13 protein-coding genes are annotated in these 18514 nt (G+C 62.7%); 3 read left to right on the top strand and 10 right to left on the bottom strand.

What is annotated here, in order from left to right:
* Nucleotides 1-30: 30 nt before the first annotated feature.
* From R2855_00895 to R2855_00885, 3 genes are all read right to left on the bottom strand, one after another.
* Nucleotides 31-2241 carry an MMPL family transporter gene (locus tag R2855_00895; GenBank protein ID MEZ4529559.1) on the bottom strand — a complete coding sequence of 737 codons (2211 nt, stop codon included), beginning with the start codon at nt 2239-2241 and terminating at the stop codon, nt 31-33.
* Complete coding sequence (locus tag R2855_00890) at nt 2232-2576, bottom strand: hypothetical protein (GenBank protein ID MEZ4529558.1); 345 nt, start codon at nt 2574-2576, stop codon at nt 2232-2234. The genes R2855_00895 and R2855_00890 overlap by 10 nt, the downstream gene beginning before the upstream one ends.
* 216 nt (nt 2577-2792) lie before the next feature.
* Nucleotides 2793-5615 (bottom strand): LuxR C-terminal-related transcriptional regulator, encoded by a 2823-nt coding sequence (locus R2855_00885; GenBank protein MEZ4529557.1) that lies wholly within the window; start codon nt 5613-5615, stop codon nt 2793-2795.
* 48 nt (nt 5616-5663) lie between these two features.
* Here R2855_00885 and R2855_00880 point away from each other — a divergent pair, with 48 nt between their 5' ends.
* Nucleotides 5664-6386 carry a DUF998 domain-containing protein gene (locus R2855_00880; GenBank protein ID MEZ4529556.1) on the top strand — a complete coding sequence of 241 codons (723 nt, stop codon included), beginning with the start codon at nt 5664-5666 and terminating at the stop codon, nt 6384-6386.
* A 622-nt stretch (nt 6387-7008) separates the two neighbouring features.
* Here the strand turns inward: R2855_00880 and R2855_00875 are convergent.
* From R2855_00875 to R2855_00865, 3 genes are all read right to left on the bottom strand, one after another.
* Nucleotides 7009-7557 (bottom strand): hypothetical protein, encoded by a 549-nt coding sequence (locus R2855_00875; GenBank protein MEZ4529555.1) that lies wholly within the window; start codon nt 7555-7557, stop codon nt 7009-7011.
* Between the two features lie 215 nt (nt 7558-7772).
* Entirely contained in the window at nt 7773-8798 is a 1026-nt protein-coding gene (locus tag R2855_00870) for a hypothetical protein (GenBank protein ID MEZ4529554.1), read from the bottom strand.
* A gap of 55 nt (nt 8799-8853) precedes the next feature.
* The gene (locus R2855_00865; protein ID MEZ4529553.1) at nt 8854-9966 is read right to left on the bottom strand and encodes an MBL fold metallo-hydrolase; all 1113 of its coding nucleotides are present in this window, start codon (nt 9964-9966) and stop codon (nt 8854-8856) included.
* Between the two features lie 557 nt (nt 9967-10523).
* On the opposite strand from R2855_00865, the gene R2855_00860 reads away from it, so the two are divergent.
* Entirely contained in the window at nt 10524-11600 is a 1077-nt protein-coding gene (locus R2855_00860; GenBank protein ID MEZ4529552.1) for a thermonuclease family protein, read from the top strand.
* A gap of 73 nt (nt 11601-11673) precedes the next feature.
* Nucleotides 11674-12042, top strand: coding sequence for a DCC1-like thiol-disulfide oxidoreductase family protein (locus R2855_00855; protein MEZ4529551.1), 369 nt, complete (start codon nt 11674-11676; stop codon nt 12040-12042).
* Here R2855_00855 and R2855_00850 read toward each other — a convergent pair.
* From R2855_00850 to R2855_00835, 4 genes are all read right to left on the bottom strand, one after another.
* The gene (locus R2855_00850) at nt 12029-13243 is read right to left on the bottom strand and encodes a ZIP family metal transporter (protein ID MEZ4529550.1); all 1215 of its coding nucleotides are present in this window, start codon (nt 13241-13243) and stop codon (nt 12029-12031) included. The two genes, R2855_00855 and R2855_00850, sit on opposite strands and share 14 nt — an antisense overlap.
* Nucleotides 13240-14370, bottom strand: a complete 1131-nt coding sequence (locus R2855_00845) for a multicopper oxidase domain-containing protein (GenBank protein ID MEZ4529549.1) — start codon at nt 14368-14370, stop codon at nt 13240-13242. Before R2855_00845 ends, R2855_00850 begins: the two co-directional genes overlap by 4 nt.
* A gap of 296 nt (nt 14371-14666) precedes the next feature.
* A complete protein-coding gene (locus tag R2855_00840; GenBank protein ID MEZ4529548.1) occupies nt 14667-15410 on the bottom strand; it encodes a hypothetical protein in 744 nt (247 codons plus the stop codon).
* 46 nt (nt 15411-15456) lie between these two features.
* Nucleotides 15457-17481, bottom strand: a complete 2025-nt coding sequence (locus R2855_00835) for an acetate--CoA ligase family protein (GenBank protein ID MEZ4529547.1) — start codon at nt 17479-17481, stop codon at nt 15457-15459.
* Nucleotides 17482-18514 lie beyond the last annotated feature (1033 nt).

The raw sequence follows: 18514 nt of genomic DNA, 5'->3' as shown, positions 1-18514 counted from the left end.
ATCGGAGGGGCACATGTTCTCCGGCCGGACCTAATCTCCGGCTGTCACCGGCTCGACGACAGCCGACTGTTCCATGCGAATCTCCGGCAACCAGTTCAGGAAATTCGGCAGGTACCAGTTCCAGCTTCCCAGCAATCGCATGCTGGCCGGAACCAGGATGCAGCGCACAATCGTCGCGTCCACCAGCACCGCCACCGCCAATCCGAAACCGAGCTGCTGCAACGGCGCCATCCGCCCCAGCGCAAATCCGGCGAAGACCGCCACCATGATGAGCGACGCGCTCGTGATCAGCCGCCCCGTCGTGCGCAACCCATAGGCAACCGCTTCCGTGTTGTCGCCGGTCTCCAGAAATCGCTCGCGGATCCGGCTGATCAGGAAGACGTGATAGTCCATCGAAAGCCCGAACAGGATGGCGAACACGAAGAGCGGGAGCCCGGTCTGAATCACCTCGACCTGCTGGAAACCGAGCAGCTCGGCCCCCACGCCCTTCTGGAAGACCAGCACCAGCAGCCCGAAGGCCGCCCCCACCGAGAGCAGATTCATCAGAATAGCCTTGATTGGCACCACGATCGACCGGAACGCCACCATCAGGAACAGGAAACTGAGCCCGAGCACAAACGCGATCACGATGGGTGTGTAGGTCGTGGTGACGTTGTTCAGATCGAGGATCTGGGCTGATCTGCCAGTCACCAGCGCGGTAGCTGGCGTATCGGAAAATGCCATCGGGATGTAGTCATCGCGCAACCGCTCGATGGCCTCGGTGGCGGTCCCGGAGGTCGCATCTCCCGCCATCCGCACCTGCAAGACGGCAAGATCGTCCTCCGGATAGGTCGTGAGCGTCGCGCCCGCAAACGCGGCATCGGTTGCGACTTCCTCCTCGAGACGGGCGATAGCCCCCTGAACCGCAGCCGATTCAGTATCGCCGTCGATGACCACCATGGCCGGCAGATCTTGCCCAAACCCAAACTCTTCTTGCAGCACCAGATACGCCTGCCTCGACATCAGTCCATCAGGCAACGCCTCGATACCAACTTCGCCCTGATTCAGGTCGACGATCGAGCTGGCGGCTGCCAGCAGAATCCCCGCGGCAAGCACCAAACTGAGCACCGGACGCCCCATCACGGCCCCGGTCAATCCGTCCCAGAACCGGCTGCTGGATGCCTCGGTTGCGCGCCGCTGCAACAGCGGAATCCGCAGCGCATCGACCCGATCGCCCATCAGGCTCAGCAGCGCCGGCAGGAGCAGCATCGTGCTCAATACCGCAGCCAGAATGACCAGCAGTGAACCCGCGCCAACCGCCCGATTGCTCGCATCGGGAATGATCAGCAGTCCGGAGAGCGCGAGCGCCACCGTCACACCGCTCACCAGCACGGTCCGTCCAGCCGTTCCGCCAGTCGCGGCAATCGCGTCGATCTTCTCCCGCCCCGCTGCGCGTTCTTCCCGATAGCGCGACACGACCAGTAGCGAGTAATCGATTCCAACCGCAAGCCCCATCATGGTCATCACATTGAGCACCACGAACGGAATATCGAACACCTGACCCAGTACAGCGGTAGCGCCCAGCCCCAGAATGATCGCCACGATTGCCATTACGATCGGGAGCACAGCGGCCGCGATGGCGCCGAAGGCAATGACGAGCACGATCAGTGCCACGGAAATCCCGATTGCCTCACCCCTCGCCAGGTCGCTCTCGGCAACCTCTTTGATCTCGGCATCGAGCGTGGCCATCCCGGAGATGGAAACATCGAACGCATCGCCCCCCTCCGCGTTCTCCAGCACCTGATGCACCTGGAGGATCTCGCTCTCCAGCCGCTGCGGGAACGTCAACGGGATCAGCGTCGTGTGCCGATCCTGGGACACCAGCGACTCGTCTCCCGTCAGGTAGTAGTTCGCTCCCTCGGAGACGATGTCGTCCCCCAGGCTGACCAGTTCGCCATACAGCCGTTCGACATAGTCGCGATAAACGGGATCGTCCACCGTCAGGTCCGGCGATCGCACCACCACGATCTCACCATTGGACGCATCGGCGCTCCCAAGCCGGTCGCGCAGCAGTTGGTCCGCCTGCATCGACTCAGGATTGTTCGTCAGTGTTCCGGTAACGTCCGTGGTCAGCGCGCTTCCCAGAAAAGTAGTCATGAGCGCAATCGCGGCTGCCAGCATGAGCAGCCAGGCGCCGATCGTTCGCCACGGATGGTTCGCGGCGCCCCGAGCCAGGGACGCCGGAGGGAATGTCAATCGCATCGTATGTCTCCTTGGAGAGTAGTCGGTTGTACGGAAGTGCCGTCAATGAATGTCGAATCCTCGTGCGCGCGCCCGAGCCGCAACGGACTCCCGCGGGCCCCCGGCAAGGCGTCCCCGGCAGGTTCGTCACACCCCGCGGCACGCTCCACCGCCAGCAGCGGCAACCCCATATCGCGAATGCGGGCGATCACCCCATGGAGCGCCGCCTGATCCGCAATCGCTCCCGTCAGGACGGACGACCCGTCACCCAGCCGCTGGATTGCCAATCCTCCGAACCAATCGGACCAGCGGTCGTCCAAATGCCCGCGGACCAGAAATCGATAGGTGCCATTCATTGCCTGACCTCCGTATGGCGAAGTCGTCATCGCCATACGTTCAATCTAGGCAAGCGGCAATCCGGCGAGATCAGCCGAAGGGTGCAGAAGGGGGTGTAATTCCGCGGTGCAGTTGCGGTCGTGGCGCATGTTCTTCGCGCCCTGCGATTGGGCTCAGCCCGGCAGCACAGCCGCCCGCAACCGCGTTCTCATGTGTCGACCAAATGGAATGTCGCGCTAGAGAATCCCCAGCGCGTTCGCCCGGGCAACCGCTTCCGTGCGATGTGTGACATCGAGCTTGCCGTAGGCATTGGCGAGGTGGCGTTTCACGGTTGGCAGGCTGATGTAGAGCTGGTCGGCGATCTCCTGGTTCCGCAGACCGGCCGCAATCAAGCGCAAGATCTCGACTTCCCGCGGAGTCAACGGTTCGACCAGTCCAGATGCGATCCCCGGCCCCGCTGCCGGCCGGTTCGGCGCGCCCCAGGAGAGCAAGATGCGCTGGGCGCGGCGTCCCCCTCCACCACTGGCGACCTCACGCAGCAATTGGCGCATCGGTTCCCCTTCGTCCACGAAGGTGCGCACGTACCCTCCGGGTTCGGCCAATGTCAGCGCGCGGTCGAGTGATGCGCGCGCTGCATCGAGGTTCCCCAGCCGCTGGTGACCGAGTGCCTCCAGCATCAGAGTCTCGATCAGGTTGCCAGTCCACCCACCAGCATCCGCGGCGTCCCGCAGCCGTTCGAGAAGCCGCATCGCGCGCAGAAGGTCCGCTTCGGAGCGAACCTCGGCCCCCTGCGCCAGAAGAACGCGAGCCAGCGTGAGGAGATCGAAGACGTTCAAGTAGCTGATGGGATCGTCTACTAACAGGCCCTGATCGCGCGCCCACCCGGAGGCCTCATCCAGTCGCCCCTGCGCAATCCAGATTCGTGCTCGCATCGCCGGGATGGGACGAATCTTCGGAAACATGTCACTGACATGCCGGGGCTCCGCTTCGTCGAACAGCGCGATAGCGCCGTCCAAATCTCCCTGACTGGCCCGCAGCCGGGCCAGAGCCACGCGCCAGCGATGTGGATGCTGCGGAGAACCAGCGGACTCTCCCAATGCGTCGCTCTGTGCAAACAGGTGCGTCGCCGTGTCCAAATCATTCCACTCCCGGTGGAGTTCGCCCATACCGGCGTACATATCGGCCATGCCACTGGGCGACCGAAGTCCATGTTCAGTGGACAGATTGAGTCCGTGTTGGTAGATCACCATCGCATCATGAAGCCGACCCTGGGCAATTCGCAGATCGGCCAACCCGATGGATCCGCCGACGGCATCGATGATGTACCCGCCTCGCCGCAGGCTTGCCATCCCACTGGCATACGCCTCATAGGCGGATTCGAGGTTGCCGACCGTCCAGAAAGCAAGTCCCTGGAGCGCGGCCGCGGCTCCGCGATACAGATAGTCATCGTCCGGAATGAGCTGGTCCGCGGACCGCGCGAACTCCATCGTGCGGAAGACATCTCCATCTATCAGTGCGGACCCGGCTCGGTAGACCGCGATCGATCCCGGCAGCCGTTCGAGCTCGTCCTGATCCGCCACCCGCATCCCGGCAGGGACGCCGGATGCCTGATCTCGCATCGCATCGAGCCACCGCTCTGCGTTGCGCAGCCAGTCTTCCACCATGTCCCGCTTACCGTTCCAGAGCTGGAGCCCCGCATAAACCGTGCTAAGCACCGGCCGGCATCTGATCTCCTCCTCGGGGACCATGGTGAGCCAGCCAAGCATGGTGGTCTCTTGCCGGTGTTGCTGCATTTCCCGAGCCGTCAGCTCGACGAGATCTGCGGCTCTGACATAGGCGCCGGCGGCCAGCGCATGACCAATTGCGTCAGGGGCCAGCCCCTGCTTCTCATACCACTCGCTCGCGTTCAGGTGAAGCTGCGCCACCTGCTCTGGGTACTCCTCCAGCAGCCGCGCTTTGAGTACATCGGCAAACAAATGGTGATATCGATACCAGGTCCGCGTGCTGTCCAGCGGTATCAGAAAAAAGTTACCCCGCTCGAGCGCCACCAGCTGCGCAGCCCCATCCCGTTGCCCGGTGACCGTATCGCACAGTGGACCGCTCAACCGATCGAGGATCGAGGTCCTGAGCAGAAAGTCTCGGGTGTCCTCGGTCTGCCGGTGCAGCACCTCTTCCAACAGGTAGTCGACGATATAGCGATGATCGCCCGCAAACGTCTGGATGAAACCGGACGCATCCTCGTGATCCCGAATCGACAGCGCCGCCAATTGCAGGCCGGCAATCCAGCCTTCGGCTCGGGCATCCAGCACGCGCACATCACCATCGGAGAGGTGCAATCCCATGACATCGTTGAGAAATGCGCGCGCCTCATCCGGGGTGAACCGCAAATCGGCGGCGCGTAGCTCGTTCAGTTCACCCCGAGCGCGCAGCCGGGACAGATTCAACGGCGGATCTGCCCGGGTCGTCATGACCAACCGCAGTTGTGGCGGAAGATGATCGAGCAGAAATCCGAGCGCCTCATGGATTGCCCGGTTCTCGATCGTATGCAGATCGTCGAGCACGAGGACGAAGGTGCGTGGTGAAGCGGACAGCTCATTGATCAGACTGGTCAGCACGGACTCGATTGGCGCAGCTTGCAGGGAACGCAAGAGCGTCAGCGCGCGTTCCCCAAGGTTGCGCTCCTGTGCTCGCAACGCGGAAATGGCGTAGGCCCAGAAAAGCGCGGGATCGTTGTCGTTCTGATCGAGCGAAACCCACGATATGGCCCGTCCCGTTGCATCGTCCGCCAGCCATTCGGCCAGCAACGTCGTTTTCCCAAACCCGGCAGGGGCGGAAATCAGCGTGACGTTTCGCTCCGCTCCGAGGTTGAGTTTGTCCACGAGCCGGCGGCGCGAGACAAAGCCCGGACGCCAAACTGGGGCGTGGAACTTCGTCGCCACCATAAGCGGTCCGGCTCTCAGCGTTTCCGATGCGCTCTCCATGCACGCAGTATGCGCCACCCGAAATTCGGGCGTCACGGCCGCGCGCGAACCCGCCTCATCCACAACCCTGGTGGCCATGCTATGCTGCTCGAACGGCCTTCGTTCCGCCCAGTTCGAGCAAACTCCGTGCGATCGTCCAACGCCGAACCTCTCGCTCAGCCGAATACGCTCGCCGGTCAGCGGCTAACCGCCGTGCTGCTCTGCGCCGGATTGATCGCCCCCTTTGTCTTCGCGCCGTTTGCCATCTGGGCCGGGATGATCACTCCAGGCTATTCGCATATCTCCAGCACCTTTAGCGACGCCGCCGCCCAAGGCCAACCCCATCCGGAAATCATGGGCACAGGCCTCCTGATTCTCGCCATCCTGCTCGCCTTCTTCGCGGTCGGCTGTTTTCTCGCCTTCCCCCGCTACAACCGGATAGTGTTCATCCCGGTCTTCCTCACAGCATTCGCCATCGGCGGCACCGGCATGTTTCATGACTACAATCGCGCCCCGGGCTCCCCGCGAAATCTCGAAGGATGGCTGCACAATGCCTTCGCCTCGCTCACCATCCTGAGCGCCATCGCCGCCATCCTCCTTTCTGGCTTCGCCGCCCGTCGGCAACCCGGCTGGAGCCATCTCACCCTGCCAGCCATTGGCTTTGCCATCGCCGCAGGACTCTGTGGCTATCTCTTCGAAACCGTCTCGGACAGCCGCGACGGCCTCGCAGAACGCGGCTTCGCCACGGCCGCTCTTGGCTGGATGGTCATCGTCGCCATCACCGCCCTTGCGACCATCGACGACCCACGCCTCCCGCGGCTCTTCGGCCCAGAACGCTCCCCCGACCCAGCCAATCCAGGACACGACTGACCCCCCGGCATCTCCCCGTAGCCGCAGCCCTCCGTGGCTGCCCTCCCGGCATCTCCTCTCCGTGGCTGCCCCCACCTCCCCGTAGCCGCAGCCCTCCGTGGCCGCCCCCACCTCCACGTAGCCGCAGCCCTCCGTGGCTGCCCTCCGGCATCTCCACGGAGCCGCACCCCTCCGTGGCTGCCCTCTCCGACATCTCCACGTAGCCGCAGCCCTCCGTGGCTGCCCTCTCCGACATCTCCACGTGACCGCAGCCCTCCGTGGCTGCCCCAACATCCACGGAGCCGCAGCCCTCCGTGACTGCCCTCCCGGCATCTCCCCGTAGCCGCAGCCCTCCGTGGCTGCCCTCCCGGCATCTCCACGTAGCCGCAGCCCTCCGTGGCTGCTCTCCAGCATCTCCCCGTAGCGCAGCCCTCCGTGGCCGCCCCCACCTCCACTAGCCGCAGCCCTCCGTGGCTGCCCCCAGCATCTTCACGTAGCCGCACCCTCCGTGGCTGCTCTCCCATCCCGGCAGATATCGACCTACCCGAACTCCGCCCGCGAAAAACAACGCCCCGGTCGATCGGCGCGTGCGCGGTGGCACACGGGCCGACGGGCCGGGGCAAAGCAATCGGGTAGATCGCGCCTATGCCGCGATCAGCATCGCTCCTGCTGGCGCATCCTCCAGCACCAACGTCATGCTCCCCTCCTGCATCGTCACACTCGAGACCACCAGGTTGTTTTCCGCCAGATAGTCGTTGATCCCGCTCTCCAAACCGTTCGAAATCGAACCGGCCGGAATGATCCAGGTGGGAATACCGTCCAGGTTCGCGCCCTGGATCTCGATCTTGCCGTCCACCGCGCTCACCTGCGCCGTGTAGGCCACATCCTGACCCTGCTCACCGAAGCGCAGCTCCAGCCCTGCGGGGGTAATGATGAACCGCAGATCGCTCAGATCGGCATCGCCGGTCTGGATCTGATCGTTGATGTCATCCTCGGTCAAGGTATACGTCCCGGCTGCCGGCGTTGCGCCAATTCCCGCAATCTGCGGGACCACATACGTCGACACCGCCTGGTTGACTCCGTCCTCCACGCCTTCCTTGAAGCGTGGGACCGCTACGAAGTAACCCAGTCCAACGCACAAAATGCACAGCCCCAGCAATACACCGGCCGAAATCATCAAGATTCGAGGCATCAGATCTCCTGTTCATCGACGCGCGCTCCGGCACGCCTCTCGAGACAACTCGAACACATGGTTGGGCACGTCCTGACCAACCCCTTCGCCGCTCTCTCCATCGACTGCGCACCGATCGAGCGCAGCCCCGCAGATCGCCTGCAACACGCTGAAGATAGCAGCATCGACGGCATAGAGGACGAATCGACCGCAAACTCACCGCGTCATCGCCGCAATCACCCCAAACAGCCCTCGCACGCCGGCAACCCAGCCTCCAGCACATCCTCCAGCCGACTCAGGAAAGCCGACTCGCGCTGAGAAACATCGGAACCACCAATTCCCAGAAACCCGCCCGAGCGCGACCCACGTACCGCCGTTCGAGCGATCTCCATCAGAAAGTTGGCATACGCCACGATCTCGCCCGTTGCGATCGCCCTGGCCTGCAGCACCCGGAGCTCCTCGCGAACTGCGCGCAACGTATCCTCCACGCGCTCGTCTGGAGATCGGTCGTCGTCACCCCAGGCAAACCCCTCGTCATACCGCTCCGCCACCAGCGCGCGCACCAACTCGCTCTCGCTCTCCGACCCGGTCTCGATCTGCCGCATTCCCGCAACGAGATCCTTTGCGTCCTCGAACCCGCCAGTGGCATCGGACAACGCCGCCGCCACCGCCACCCGTTCCGGCAGTTCGGTCAGCTCGCGCCACTCGGCGTCAGAGAACCGCGCCCGCAAGCCTTCGGCCGTCGCTGAACGCTCCACCAGCGCATCGAACGGCGTCGAACCGTCGTCGGTCTGGAAGGCTGGATCGCAAACATTCGCTGCAATCCACCCACCCGCCTCGGCCAACGGCAGCTCTCCCTCGATCAACAACCGCGCGAACTCCAGCGCCGCCGTAGACAGGTGCCCGTCGATCGATTCCGCCGGGTCGACCACATGATGCGCCAGCAACTCGGCCGGCTTCTCTCCGATCAGCGCCGCCGCCGCGGCCGTCCCAGCAAAATGCCGCGCCTGGCCCGCGGTGCCGTCGTCGTATTCGGCGCGAAACCCGGCTCCGATCAAGCCATTCGCCCCGCCACGCGCCAACTGTCGAAAACCCTTCAGGTCCAGATCGATCCCGGCCACCAATGCACCGAGCGTCCTGAGGAACTCGCGCGCTGTCAGCTCCGGCGCAACCTCGAGCACCTCGCCGCACAGCTCGACGAGTTGCTGACAGGCATTCGCATTCCGCATCGCTGCATTCCGCGCATCCCCTTCCAATGCCATGGCCTCTTTATCTCCTCTTTCCTATCTCCCACTTCCTACTTCCAAGTCTCTCCCATCATCCCGCCCCCGCGTGCGCCCACTCCGTTTCGATCACCCGCGGTCCATCCGGGATCTCCACGCCAACCTCGATCTCACGGCCATCTTCCAACCACCCGCTCACACCACCAGCCAGGCTCGAGACATGCTCGAATCCCATCTGCGCCAGAAACTGCGCCGACCGATACGACCGCGCCCCGCTGAGACACACCGTCACCACAGGCCGGTCCTTCGGCAGCTCCTCGATACGGGTCGCCAGCTCCGCCTGGGGGATGTTGATCGCGCCCGCAAGATGTCCGCGGGCGAACTCGCCCGGTTCGCGCACATCGATCAGGACCGGCGACGTATCGAGCGCGTCGAATTCCTCGTTCGAGAGCTGGGGAATCTGGCTCATCCGGCTGAGCATCGCCCAATATGCGTCCGTGTCCCCCCGGTTGGTCGCCTCGATCGCAATCATGTTCAATGGCCGCGCTGGCACCTCGCCCGCCAGTTTGTCCACGAACGGCTCCCGATCCATCCGCGCGATCGGATTGAACAACCGCTCGAATCCCACCGTCGTGCTCGGTCGGCCGCACATATGCTTGCCGCACGGCCCCTCGAAATGCCCGGGGAACACCGCCACCCAATCCGGCAACCGCAGCAACCGCCCCACGCTCTCGTATTGCTGTTGCGCATCGCCACCGCCAAAGTCGGGCCGCCCCACATCGCCCACCAACAGCGAATCCCCGGTCAGCACCATCGACGGTTCCGGACTCCGCTCCGGGTTGATGATCAAAATCGAAATCAATTCCGGCCGGTGCCCAGGCGTATGCACGATCCTCAGACGCAACTGCCCCAGTGGCAACTCCTCGCCGTCGCTCAACGGTCGGAACGGATACGCCACGCTCGCCGTTTCGAAAAGGCAAAGCTCCGCCGCATGCTCAGCTGCCAGTCTGCGCGCTCCGGAGACATGATCGGCGTGGATATGGGTATCGATCACGTACCGCAGCGTGAAATTCCGGTCCTTCAAGAGCTCGTTATATTGGCCGATCTCCACCCCAGGATCGACGATTGCCGCCTCTCCAGTCTGCCGCGACGCCACCAGATACGACGCGCACCCGACCAGTTCGTTCAGGAATTGCTTGAAGTACATCGCTGTTCCCTTGGTAGATACGAACCGCTCCATTATGCGGCAGGCCCCGCGCGTGCTTGACAGTCCACTCCACATTAGGAGACAGTAGGGACGAAACCTCCATTTCGAATTCCGTTTGTCTCCAGGTATCACCCTTGGCTCCATCAGTCTCTGGACGACGTTGTCCATCATGCGGATCATCCGTTCGTCCGACCCAGAACTTCTGCGCACAATGCGGGGGAGCGCTCGTCCCTGGCGTGGTTGTGAAACCGTCGAGCCGCTTTCAAACCCTGCTAGGGAAGGGAGTAGTGGGGTTATTCATCATCGTCCTTCTGCTTGGTATGGCGAAACAACTGCTCTCGCCGAACGACAAGGAACCTACCGGCGTCCCATCCAGTACCTCAAGTTTGATAGATCCTCCCGCTACCCGAACGCTGGCGCCACACACTAGAACGACGGCTCCCCCCTCGAGCACCTCGAAACCCAAACCGACAAAGACCCCCTGGGTCGATCCATCTCGCACCGCCGAACCAGAGTCGCCTCGCCCAACACAAACTCCGGCTCGCAAACCCACGGACATGCCTCCAACGCATGTTCTGGAGACGGCGACCCTGCCTGTCCGGCAAAGCGATCCCGTGACGCACCTGTTGACCAGAACACCGGAACCGGTTTCCCCCAATACACCACAGAGTCCCACCAATATCCCATTTCGCATGCCGGATCCGCCGACAGAAACTACTATCCCGGCGACGCAAACTGCCGTCCCGCCAACATCCACGGTCTCCGGGCTCGCACTTGCTGCTACTGATTGCTCCGGCTACGACGCCTGGGAGTGGGCGCAGAGTGTGTTCGAAACTGATCCCTCCGCCTTCGCCAGTCTGGATCCCGACGGCAATGGGGTGGCGTGCGATGGCCTGACGTCGGGATTCGCCCCCGCATTCTGGATGACCAGCCTTCCACACGGATTGTCTCAAGGTGTCCTCGTATCCATCGTCGATGGAGACACGTACGAAATCACCGTTGACGGGGAAACAAGTCGTTACCGGCTCTATCGCGCCGATACGCCTGAAGTTGGAGAGTTAGTGGAATGCGGCGGCACGAACGCCACCGAGTTTGTCCGCTTCGCACTCGGATTCAATGACACACCGGGCTTCGTCTGGATCGAAGAGGTCGGACAGCGCGATCGACACGGCCGGAGGCTCGCCTACGTTTGGTTCACAGTCGACGGACAACCCTATCTGCTGAATCACGTGTTGATCAACAATGGATGGGCGGAAAACATCGACTACGGGGACGACTTCGACCCCTATCCGACTCAACTCGGTTCGGCCGCTAACTTCGCCCAATCCCACCGTCTCGGTGTCTGGTCTCAATGTGGCGGCTTTGGCGTTGCGCTTCCCTCGCCTACGCCACTTCCGACCCAAGTGCCGCTTCCTACTCAGGTACCGGTTCCCACCGATGTTCCCTACGCTCCGCCAACCCAGGCGCCAATGAATCTGGGGGGAGGAAACTGCGATCCCAACTACACGCCCTGTGTGCCGAATGTCCCCTATGACCTCGACTGCGATGACATCAGATTCTCGGTGCAAGTGATTGGGTACGACAGGCATGGTTTCGACAGAGAAAATGACGGATACGGCTGCGAATCCTGGTAACCCCGCCATTCTCAGGACCCACGGTTCAGGACCCAGGCCCCGTACTCCAGCCCCAACCCGCTATCCTTCTTCCATGACTGCGAACTATCAGCACATGCTCATCTTCGATGGCGATTGCGACTTCTGCCAGGAATGGGCTGGCTGGCTCGCCCTGCGCGATGCCAGCACCCGCAAATTCCGTATCTGTCCGCGGAAAGTCGTCCCCAGCCCACCGATGACCCCATTGCTCATGGTCCAGTCGCGCAAGGCCGCCCAGCTCATCACCGCCGATGGACGCCAACTCTCCGGGGGACGCGCCGTGCTCTTCGCGCTCCGCGAAACCAACTGGCATCCCCGCCTCGTCCGGCTGCTGGAGCGTCGCCCCTTCGTCTGGATCGTCGAGCTCGGCTACAAGATCGTCGCCGCCAACCGGCCGCGTTTCGCCCGCTTCACGCCACGATGAGCGCCGTCGCGTACATCACTGCGATTCCCGCGGCCAGTCCGCCGAACGTCACCCAGCTCAACCCCGGCTCGCCGGCACGCTCCTGGCTGCGCCAGACGATGCGACCGACCTCATAGATCACCTGCACGATCGCGCCAACCCCAATCGCCAGGAAGACCGCGGTCCAGAACGGCGAGAAGGTAAACGCCCCGATCCACGTCCCCAGCACCGCTGGACCTCCCGCCAGCAATGCAAGCCCCACAAAATGCCGCAGGGGCGGGCGGTTCTCGACCAGCGGAGCGGCGACTCCGATCCCTTCCGTGACATTGTGCAACGTGAATCCGACGATCAGGAAGACCCCGAGCGCCGCTTCGCCGATCGAGAACGCGCTTCCAATCGCCAACCCTTCACCCAGATTGTGCAGCCCGATCCCGAGCGCAATCTGGTAGGCCAGCATGAGCGACGGATTGCGGGTCTGATGCAGCCGCTTTCCGCGCCGGTCGAGCCAACGGCTCATGGTAATCAGTAGTCCAGCCGCCAGGACCGCCAGCAGCGGCACCAGCACCGGCGTATCGAACGTGGCCGGCGCGTCCAGCGCCACCTCTTGCGCCTCCTGGAACATATCCACCACCAGGAAAAGCAACAATCCCACCGTCAACGCCAGGATGAAGTTCATCTTGGAGCGCCCAAGCCGCCGCATCAGCGGATACCAGAGCAGCCCAAGGGCCACCGGAATGACCCCTACATAGATCCCGATGAGTCCATACCGCAGCACCGTTTCACCGGTCAGATGCGGACTCTCGATCGCAACCGGAATCTCGGCTTCGAATGCCACGCCGGTCGAGCTCAGAATCGCAATCGCGTGCGTTTCCCCTTCGATCCAGGGATAGGGAATCGTCAGCGTTGCCCCTTCGCGACGTCCCAACGTCATATCGCCGTCCATGGTGAACGGCCAATACGCATCGTCGACCATCACTTGCGAGATCGTGATGGGATCCGGACCGTCGTTCATCACCGACAGGCGAATCTCGTCGGGCTCGGGCAACCAGACGCGTTGCACCGCCAGCGTTTCGATCGGCGGCGCCCCATTGTTCCGCAGACCGGCGCCGGTGCCCACGATGACGGCCAGCGTCAACAGCAGCAATCCGATCGGCACGACGGCATACAGCCAGGGAACCCCGCGACCGCTCGTCTTCGACAGGGCAACGGGCTCGCTGCTCATGCGGCTCCTCCTTCCTGCAGATCGAACGCGCTCATCCAGCCGAGCTCGGCGAACTCCGACACATGCGCGTGGAACATATAGAGCCCCGGCTCGTGATCGTCGTCGTCATAGCTGAACTCCAGAATCCCCCGCTGCGCCTGCGCCTGCATGATCGTGTCGACCGTGCGCAGATTCGGTTCGAGCTGCGTTCCGGTGTCGTAGTAGTCGAAGAAGTTGGCATGCAGATGGAAAGAATTGATCAGGTCGAACTCGGTCACATTCACCAGATAGATCCGCACCGGGCGTGACTTGTCGATCGCGATCGGGTGCCGCATGTAATGGAATGCCACTGTGTTGACCGCATACACATCGTTCTCGGCATCGAAGTTCGTATCGAAGGCGTTCATCACCATCACGAACTCCTGCCACTTCTCGAATTCCGGAGAGTCGGGATGCCGCTCGCGCGCTTTCTCCCCGCGCCGCGCCGGATCGGGATTCACAATGAACGCGCCATACAACCCCTTGTGGATATGCCGTTTCAACGGCGCGGTATGGCAGTGGTAGAGATGCACCCCAAACGGCTTGGCGTTGAACTCATACGTGAACATCGTTCCCGGTTCGACGTTCCCCCGCCCGATTCCCGGCACCCCGTCCATGTACGACGAATGGATCCCGTGGAAATGCAGCGAATGCGGGTGCGAGCCGTTATTGACGAAGTTGATCCGCAGCCGGTCGCCCTCGTTGCAGCGCAACGTCGGACCCGGCACCTGACCATTGAAGGTCCAGGCCGGAAAGTACAACCCCGGCGCGATCTCGATCTCCCGGTCGAGCGCCACAATGTCCCACTCGCGCACCGCCGTGCCATCCGCCATCGTCGAAACGTGGCCATAGTCGAACGCCGTGGCAAAAACCGAGGGATCGAGCCGATCCTCGTCGTAAACGATGTCCCCCACCGTTCCGCCGTTCGCCGCCACATGGTCGTCGCTCATATGGTCGGCGTCGTCCGTCTGCATGAGCGAATGCCCCGGAGGCATCCGCTCGCTCTCGGACGCCGACGAACCCCGCTCTTTCAGCAGCGGAACCGATACGCCCACCCCGCCAATGACCGCGCCACTCGCCCCGATACGCAACAGTTGCCGGCGATCCACGCGTTCTCCACCTACGATCATCTGAAAACCCTGTAGCTCACGAAATTGCCGAGCAACAGAATCAGATTAGCAAACATGCCGCGCAATGTATAGTCCAGGCTAAATCTCAAAACGCATCGCGGTGCGATCTGTCCATCGGATCGAACTTGGCGCCACCCCGGTATCCCCGCGTAGCCGCGGCCCTCCCTGGCCGCTCCACCCATTCCCCCATTCCCGCGTAGCCGCGGCCCTCCGTGGCCGCCCCGTCCAACCCGACCTCCCGGTCGAGAGGATCGCGTCCGGACGCTATCGAACCGTCACGGCGTTGGCGTCACCGTCGAGCTCGGCCCGTCGTCACGCCGGAGCAACTGCCACTGAATTGGCACAAACACCTGCCGCATGACCTGCTCGTAGTTCGCGCGCGGCGCTACCAGCGAGTAATAGGTGATCACGCTGAACGGCACAAACCCGGAGGTATCGACGATCAACGTTCCGTTGGTCAGCGCCAGCAATCCGTTGCTGTCGATTGCCGTCAACCAGGCAATACCGGTGGGAATCGCCGGTCCGGTGGAGAAACACAAGCGACTTCCCGCATACCCATCTCCCAGCATCCCACCCTCGGCTATCGCGATCGCCTGCTCGATCGAGATGACCACCCCCTGCAACGACCCAACCGCGTATTCCCATGCGGAGGTCGCATCGGGCGAAACCACTCGCGCGGAAAGCAACCCGCCAGTCTGGGGAACGTTCGATATCCAGATCGGAGCGGCATTCTGGGTGAACGTCGCGGCGTAGAGCAGCTGCGCGCTCCAGTCAGGCGGATAGAGAAACCAGACCGGACTATATGGCAAGGAAAATGGCAACCAGTCGGCTGGCGGCACGAGTTCCTGCAGCGTCAGTGTCTGTTGGCCCTCGAAGAGATCCAGAAAGAGCGCGATCCCCGGCTCCGCCAGACACCCCGCCAATTCGGGTCGCTGCTCAGTTTGCGCCCGCAGGATTCGTCCCGGACTAACCGCAACTGCCGATCCGAGCAAACCTCCGAGCATCGTGCGCCGGTTCATGTTGCCTCCGATCGAGACTCCTTTATTTCATTGCCACGACTACCCCTCATCCTACCTGAAGAAATGTCCCCCCATCGCGCGCCAGTTGCAGCACTGCGTCGCGTGGCAGTCCAAGCGCCAGCACCGCCGCAAACCCGGCCGCCACGACCCGCCCGCTTCCTTCGATTCGCCCTGGCAACGGCGCCGTCTCGAGTCTCCCCTCAGCCCAGTCGATGACCAGCTCGCTCGCGCCGCTCTTCGATTGCAACCAGACCGCCCGACCGCCATCCGCCCGGTGCCGGTCGATCGTGTCCGCGTCATCCGCGCAGCCGTAGAGCACCAGAGAAGAACCTGAGCCCCGCGCCAGCTCGACCGCTTGTGGCGCATTCGCCGCCACGACCAGCACTCCCTCAGGCGTCACTACCCGACAAATCACCGATTCCGCCTCCGGCAATCCCGCAGGAGCCATCCCTGAGAGCGATGTCACCACCGCCACATCGCACCGCTCGAACGCCAGCCCTTCCGCCACGATCTCATCCGGCCGAATCTCCAGCACCGCCATCTCCACCATGGGATGCAGCAGAATGCGACGCTTGCCCCGTGCGCCCGCACCGTCGATTCCCACAAGACTCCGATCGCCAAGCAGGAGTTCATCACCGACGGCAACACCCGTAACCGGTCCAAGCGCGGTCAACAACCGCCCGATCGCCCGGGTCACCGCACCGGTTCCACTCCCACCCGTCACCGCGACGAGCGGCACACGCACCGGCGCTCCCGGCGGAAAGAGCGATTCGATTACTGCCGGACCAGGATCGATCGCGCCCTCTGAAGTTGGGAACTGGATGAGCGCGAACCCAGTATCGCGATTGACTTCGAGTATGCCGCCGGATGTTTCCCATATCGACGCCTCGATATCCGTGGCCACCAGATCGACCCCAGCGATATCGAGCTCCATGGCCCGCACAGCCGAAACGATGATGGCCTCGTTGTCTGGATGCGTCTTGCCGGTCTGGATGATCGCCTCGCCTCCCGCTTCGAGATCGTCGATTCGTTGCAATTCCAACCGGAGTCCCGGGTGTGGCACGTCGTCCAACGAAAATCCCTGCTTGACCAGTATTCGTTCGGACGTCTCGTCGATGGCGATCGTCTTGAGCCGGTCGGACATCAGCGTTCCTCGTCGCGGATTTCGGTTCTCGATCTCCGCCAACTCCCGGATCGAATGCTCTCCGTCGCCCACCACGTGCGCGGCAATTCGCTCGGCAATCCCGACAATCCGGTCACCAACCACCAGCACGCGGTAGTGCCGTTCGGTCAGAAACCGCTGCACGACCACGGTTCCCGACCGGCTGATCCCAGCGGTGACCTCGAAGGCGGCTCGCACCTCTTCCTCGTTCCGCAAATCCAGATGCAGACCAGCCGAGTTTCCTTCGTCGTTCGGTTTGACAACGACCGGGAACCCAATCTGCCTCGCGTTGGCAACCGCCTGGCCGGCATCGCGCGCCAGCAACGTGTCGGGCACCGGCAACCCACACTCTGCCAGATAGTGCAATGAGAGATGCTTGTCTTGCGCGATGAGCGTGCCAAGGTAGGACGTGTTCGATGTGCTCGTATGGCGCAACCGCCGCCGGTAGACTCCATGTCCCAGTTCGCGCACCAGGCCGTGCGGGTCGAGCGACGTGATAGGGATCTCCCGCGTGCGCGCAGCCTCCAAAATACACGCCAGTCCAGCCGTTGGCCGCCGAGACGCCGAAACCGGCGCAAGACGTTTCGCAAACGCCTGCTCCAATTCCAGCGCCATTCGCACTCGGTTGGCGTCTGCACTTGCATTCAGCTGCTGCAACGCGATCCGAAGCGCCAACAGCCCCGTCTGTTGGTGCCCGCACTCGACCACGATCTCGCTGGTCCCAGCTTCTTCCAGCTCACGGGCGCCAAAGAACGAGACATTGTCGCCGGCAAGCCGCTGCAATCCGGCCGTCGCCCAGGCAAGCATCCACGGTGCGTCTACACGGTCAGGAATCGGTGGCAACGAATACGGGGTGAGCCGCGTTCGATCCAGACGTCGATCCAGGGCTTCGATCTCGAGATGCAACACCAGCAGACGATCGATGTCCGGCGTCTCTGCCGAAGCCCTTGCAACAATCCCCCACACGACGGGCCGGTCATGCCAAAGACTTGGCCCGTCGTATCCTCCTGTCTCCAAGATTCGGAGCGTCACATCATCCCTGAAGCACGCACTGATCCAGCGGAATCATCGCTGGATGCAGCCGATCAATGCGTGTCGCATCTGCCCCCGATACAAGTCCCATTGCAGCACTGATTGTCGTAGGTACACCCGTACGAGAGATACGGAATGCACGCAAGGCATTGGCCGTTGGAACACCAACTGTGAAAAGCGGTGCCGCAACTCTGAAAATCGAATCCCGCGGTAGCGCACTCGCCATTTGAGCACGCGACGCAATCGGGATCGTACCCAAGTTCGATACACGGCGATTCGTCGCTCCCGCAACATTGCGCATCGATGCACACGCCATCGCACTCGATCAAGCCCGCATTGCAAACACAACTGCCGTTTCCATCGCAGGTTTCGGTGGCGTTGTCGCAGCAACCTGTACCACACGCGCTCGTGCCTTCCGCGCAACACCCTTGTCCCGGAACGCAGCGATCGGCCGGGCAGCAGTCATCCCCATTCGCGCCGGCACAACACTCGCCGGGATTGTCACATCGGTCGACGCAGTACCTGACGACATCGTTGCAATACGAACACGGTTCCGTGCAGTCAGAACCGCTGGAACAGCACGTTTCTCCACTCGGAATGCAGTACTCACCGAAGCCATTGACGCAGCACTGGGGAAGATCGGCAGTGCACAACGAGCTGCATTGGCCCGTCCTCGGGTTGCAGGTTTCGCAGTCTCCACAATCGTCATTCGATTCACAACCAGAGAACGGCACACACGCGCCGTTGATGCAAACGTTTGGCAACAGGCAGCACTCGCCGTTGGCGCAAACACTCGCTATGGGCAGCCCACCCCCATCGGGCGTATTTGTCGGACAACAAAGCTCTTCGCCGTAACACGTACCGAAACAACACGCGTTATCGCAACACTCGGAGTACCCTGGGCTTCCGG

Source organism: Thermomicrobiales bacterium, assembly GCA_041390825.1.
Lineage (GTDB): Bacteria > Chloroflexota > Chloroflexia > Thermomicrobiales > UBA6265 > JAMLHN01.
The sequence above is the reverse complement of the archived record's forward strand: the minus strand, read 5'-3'. Positions and strand labels throughout refer to the sequence as shown.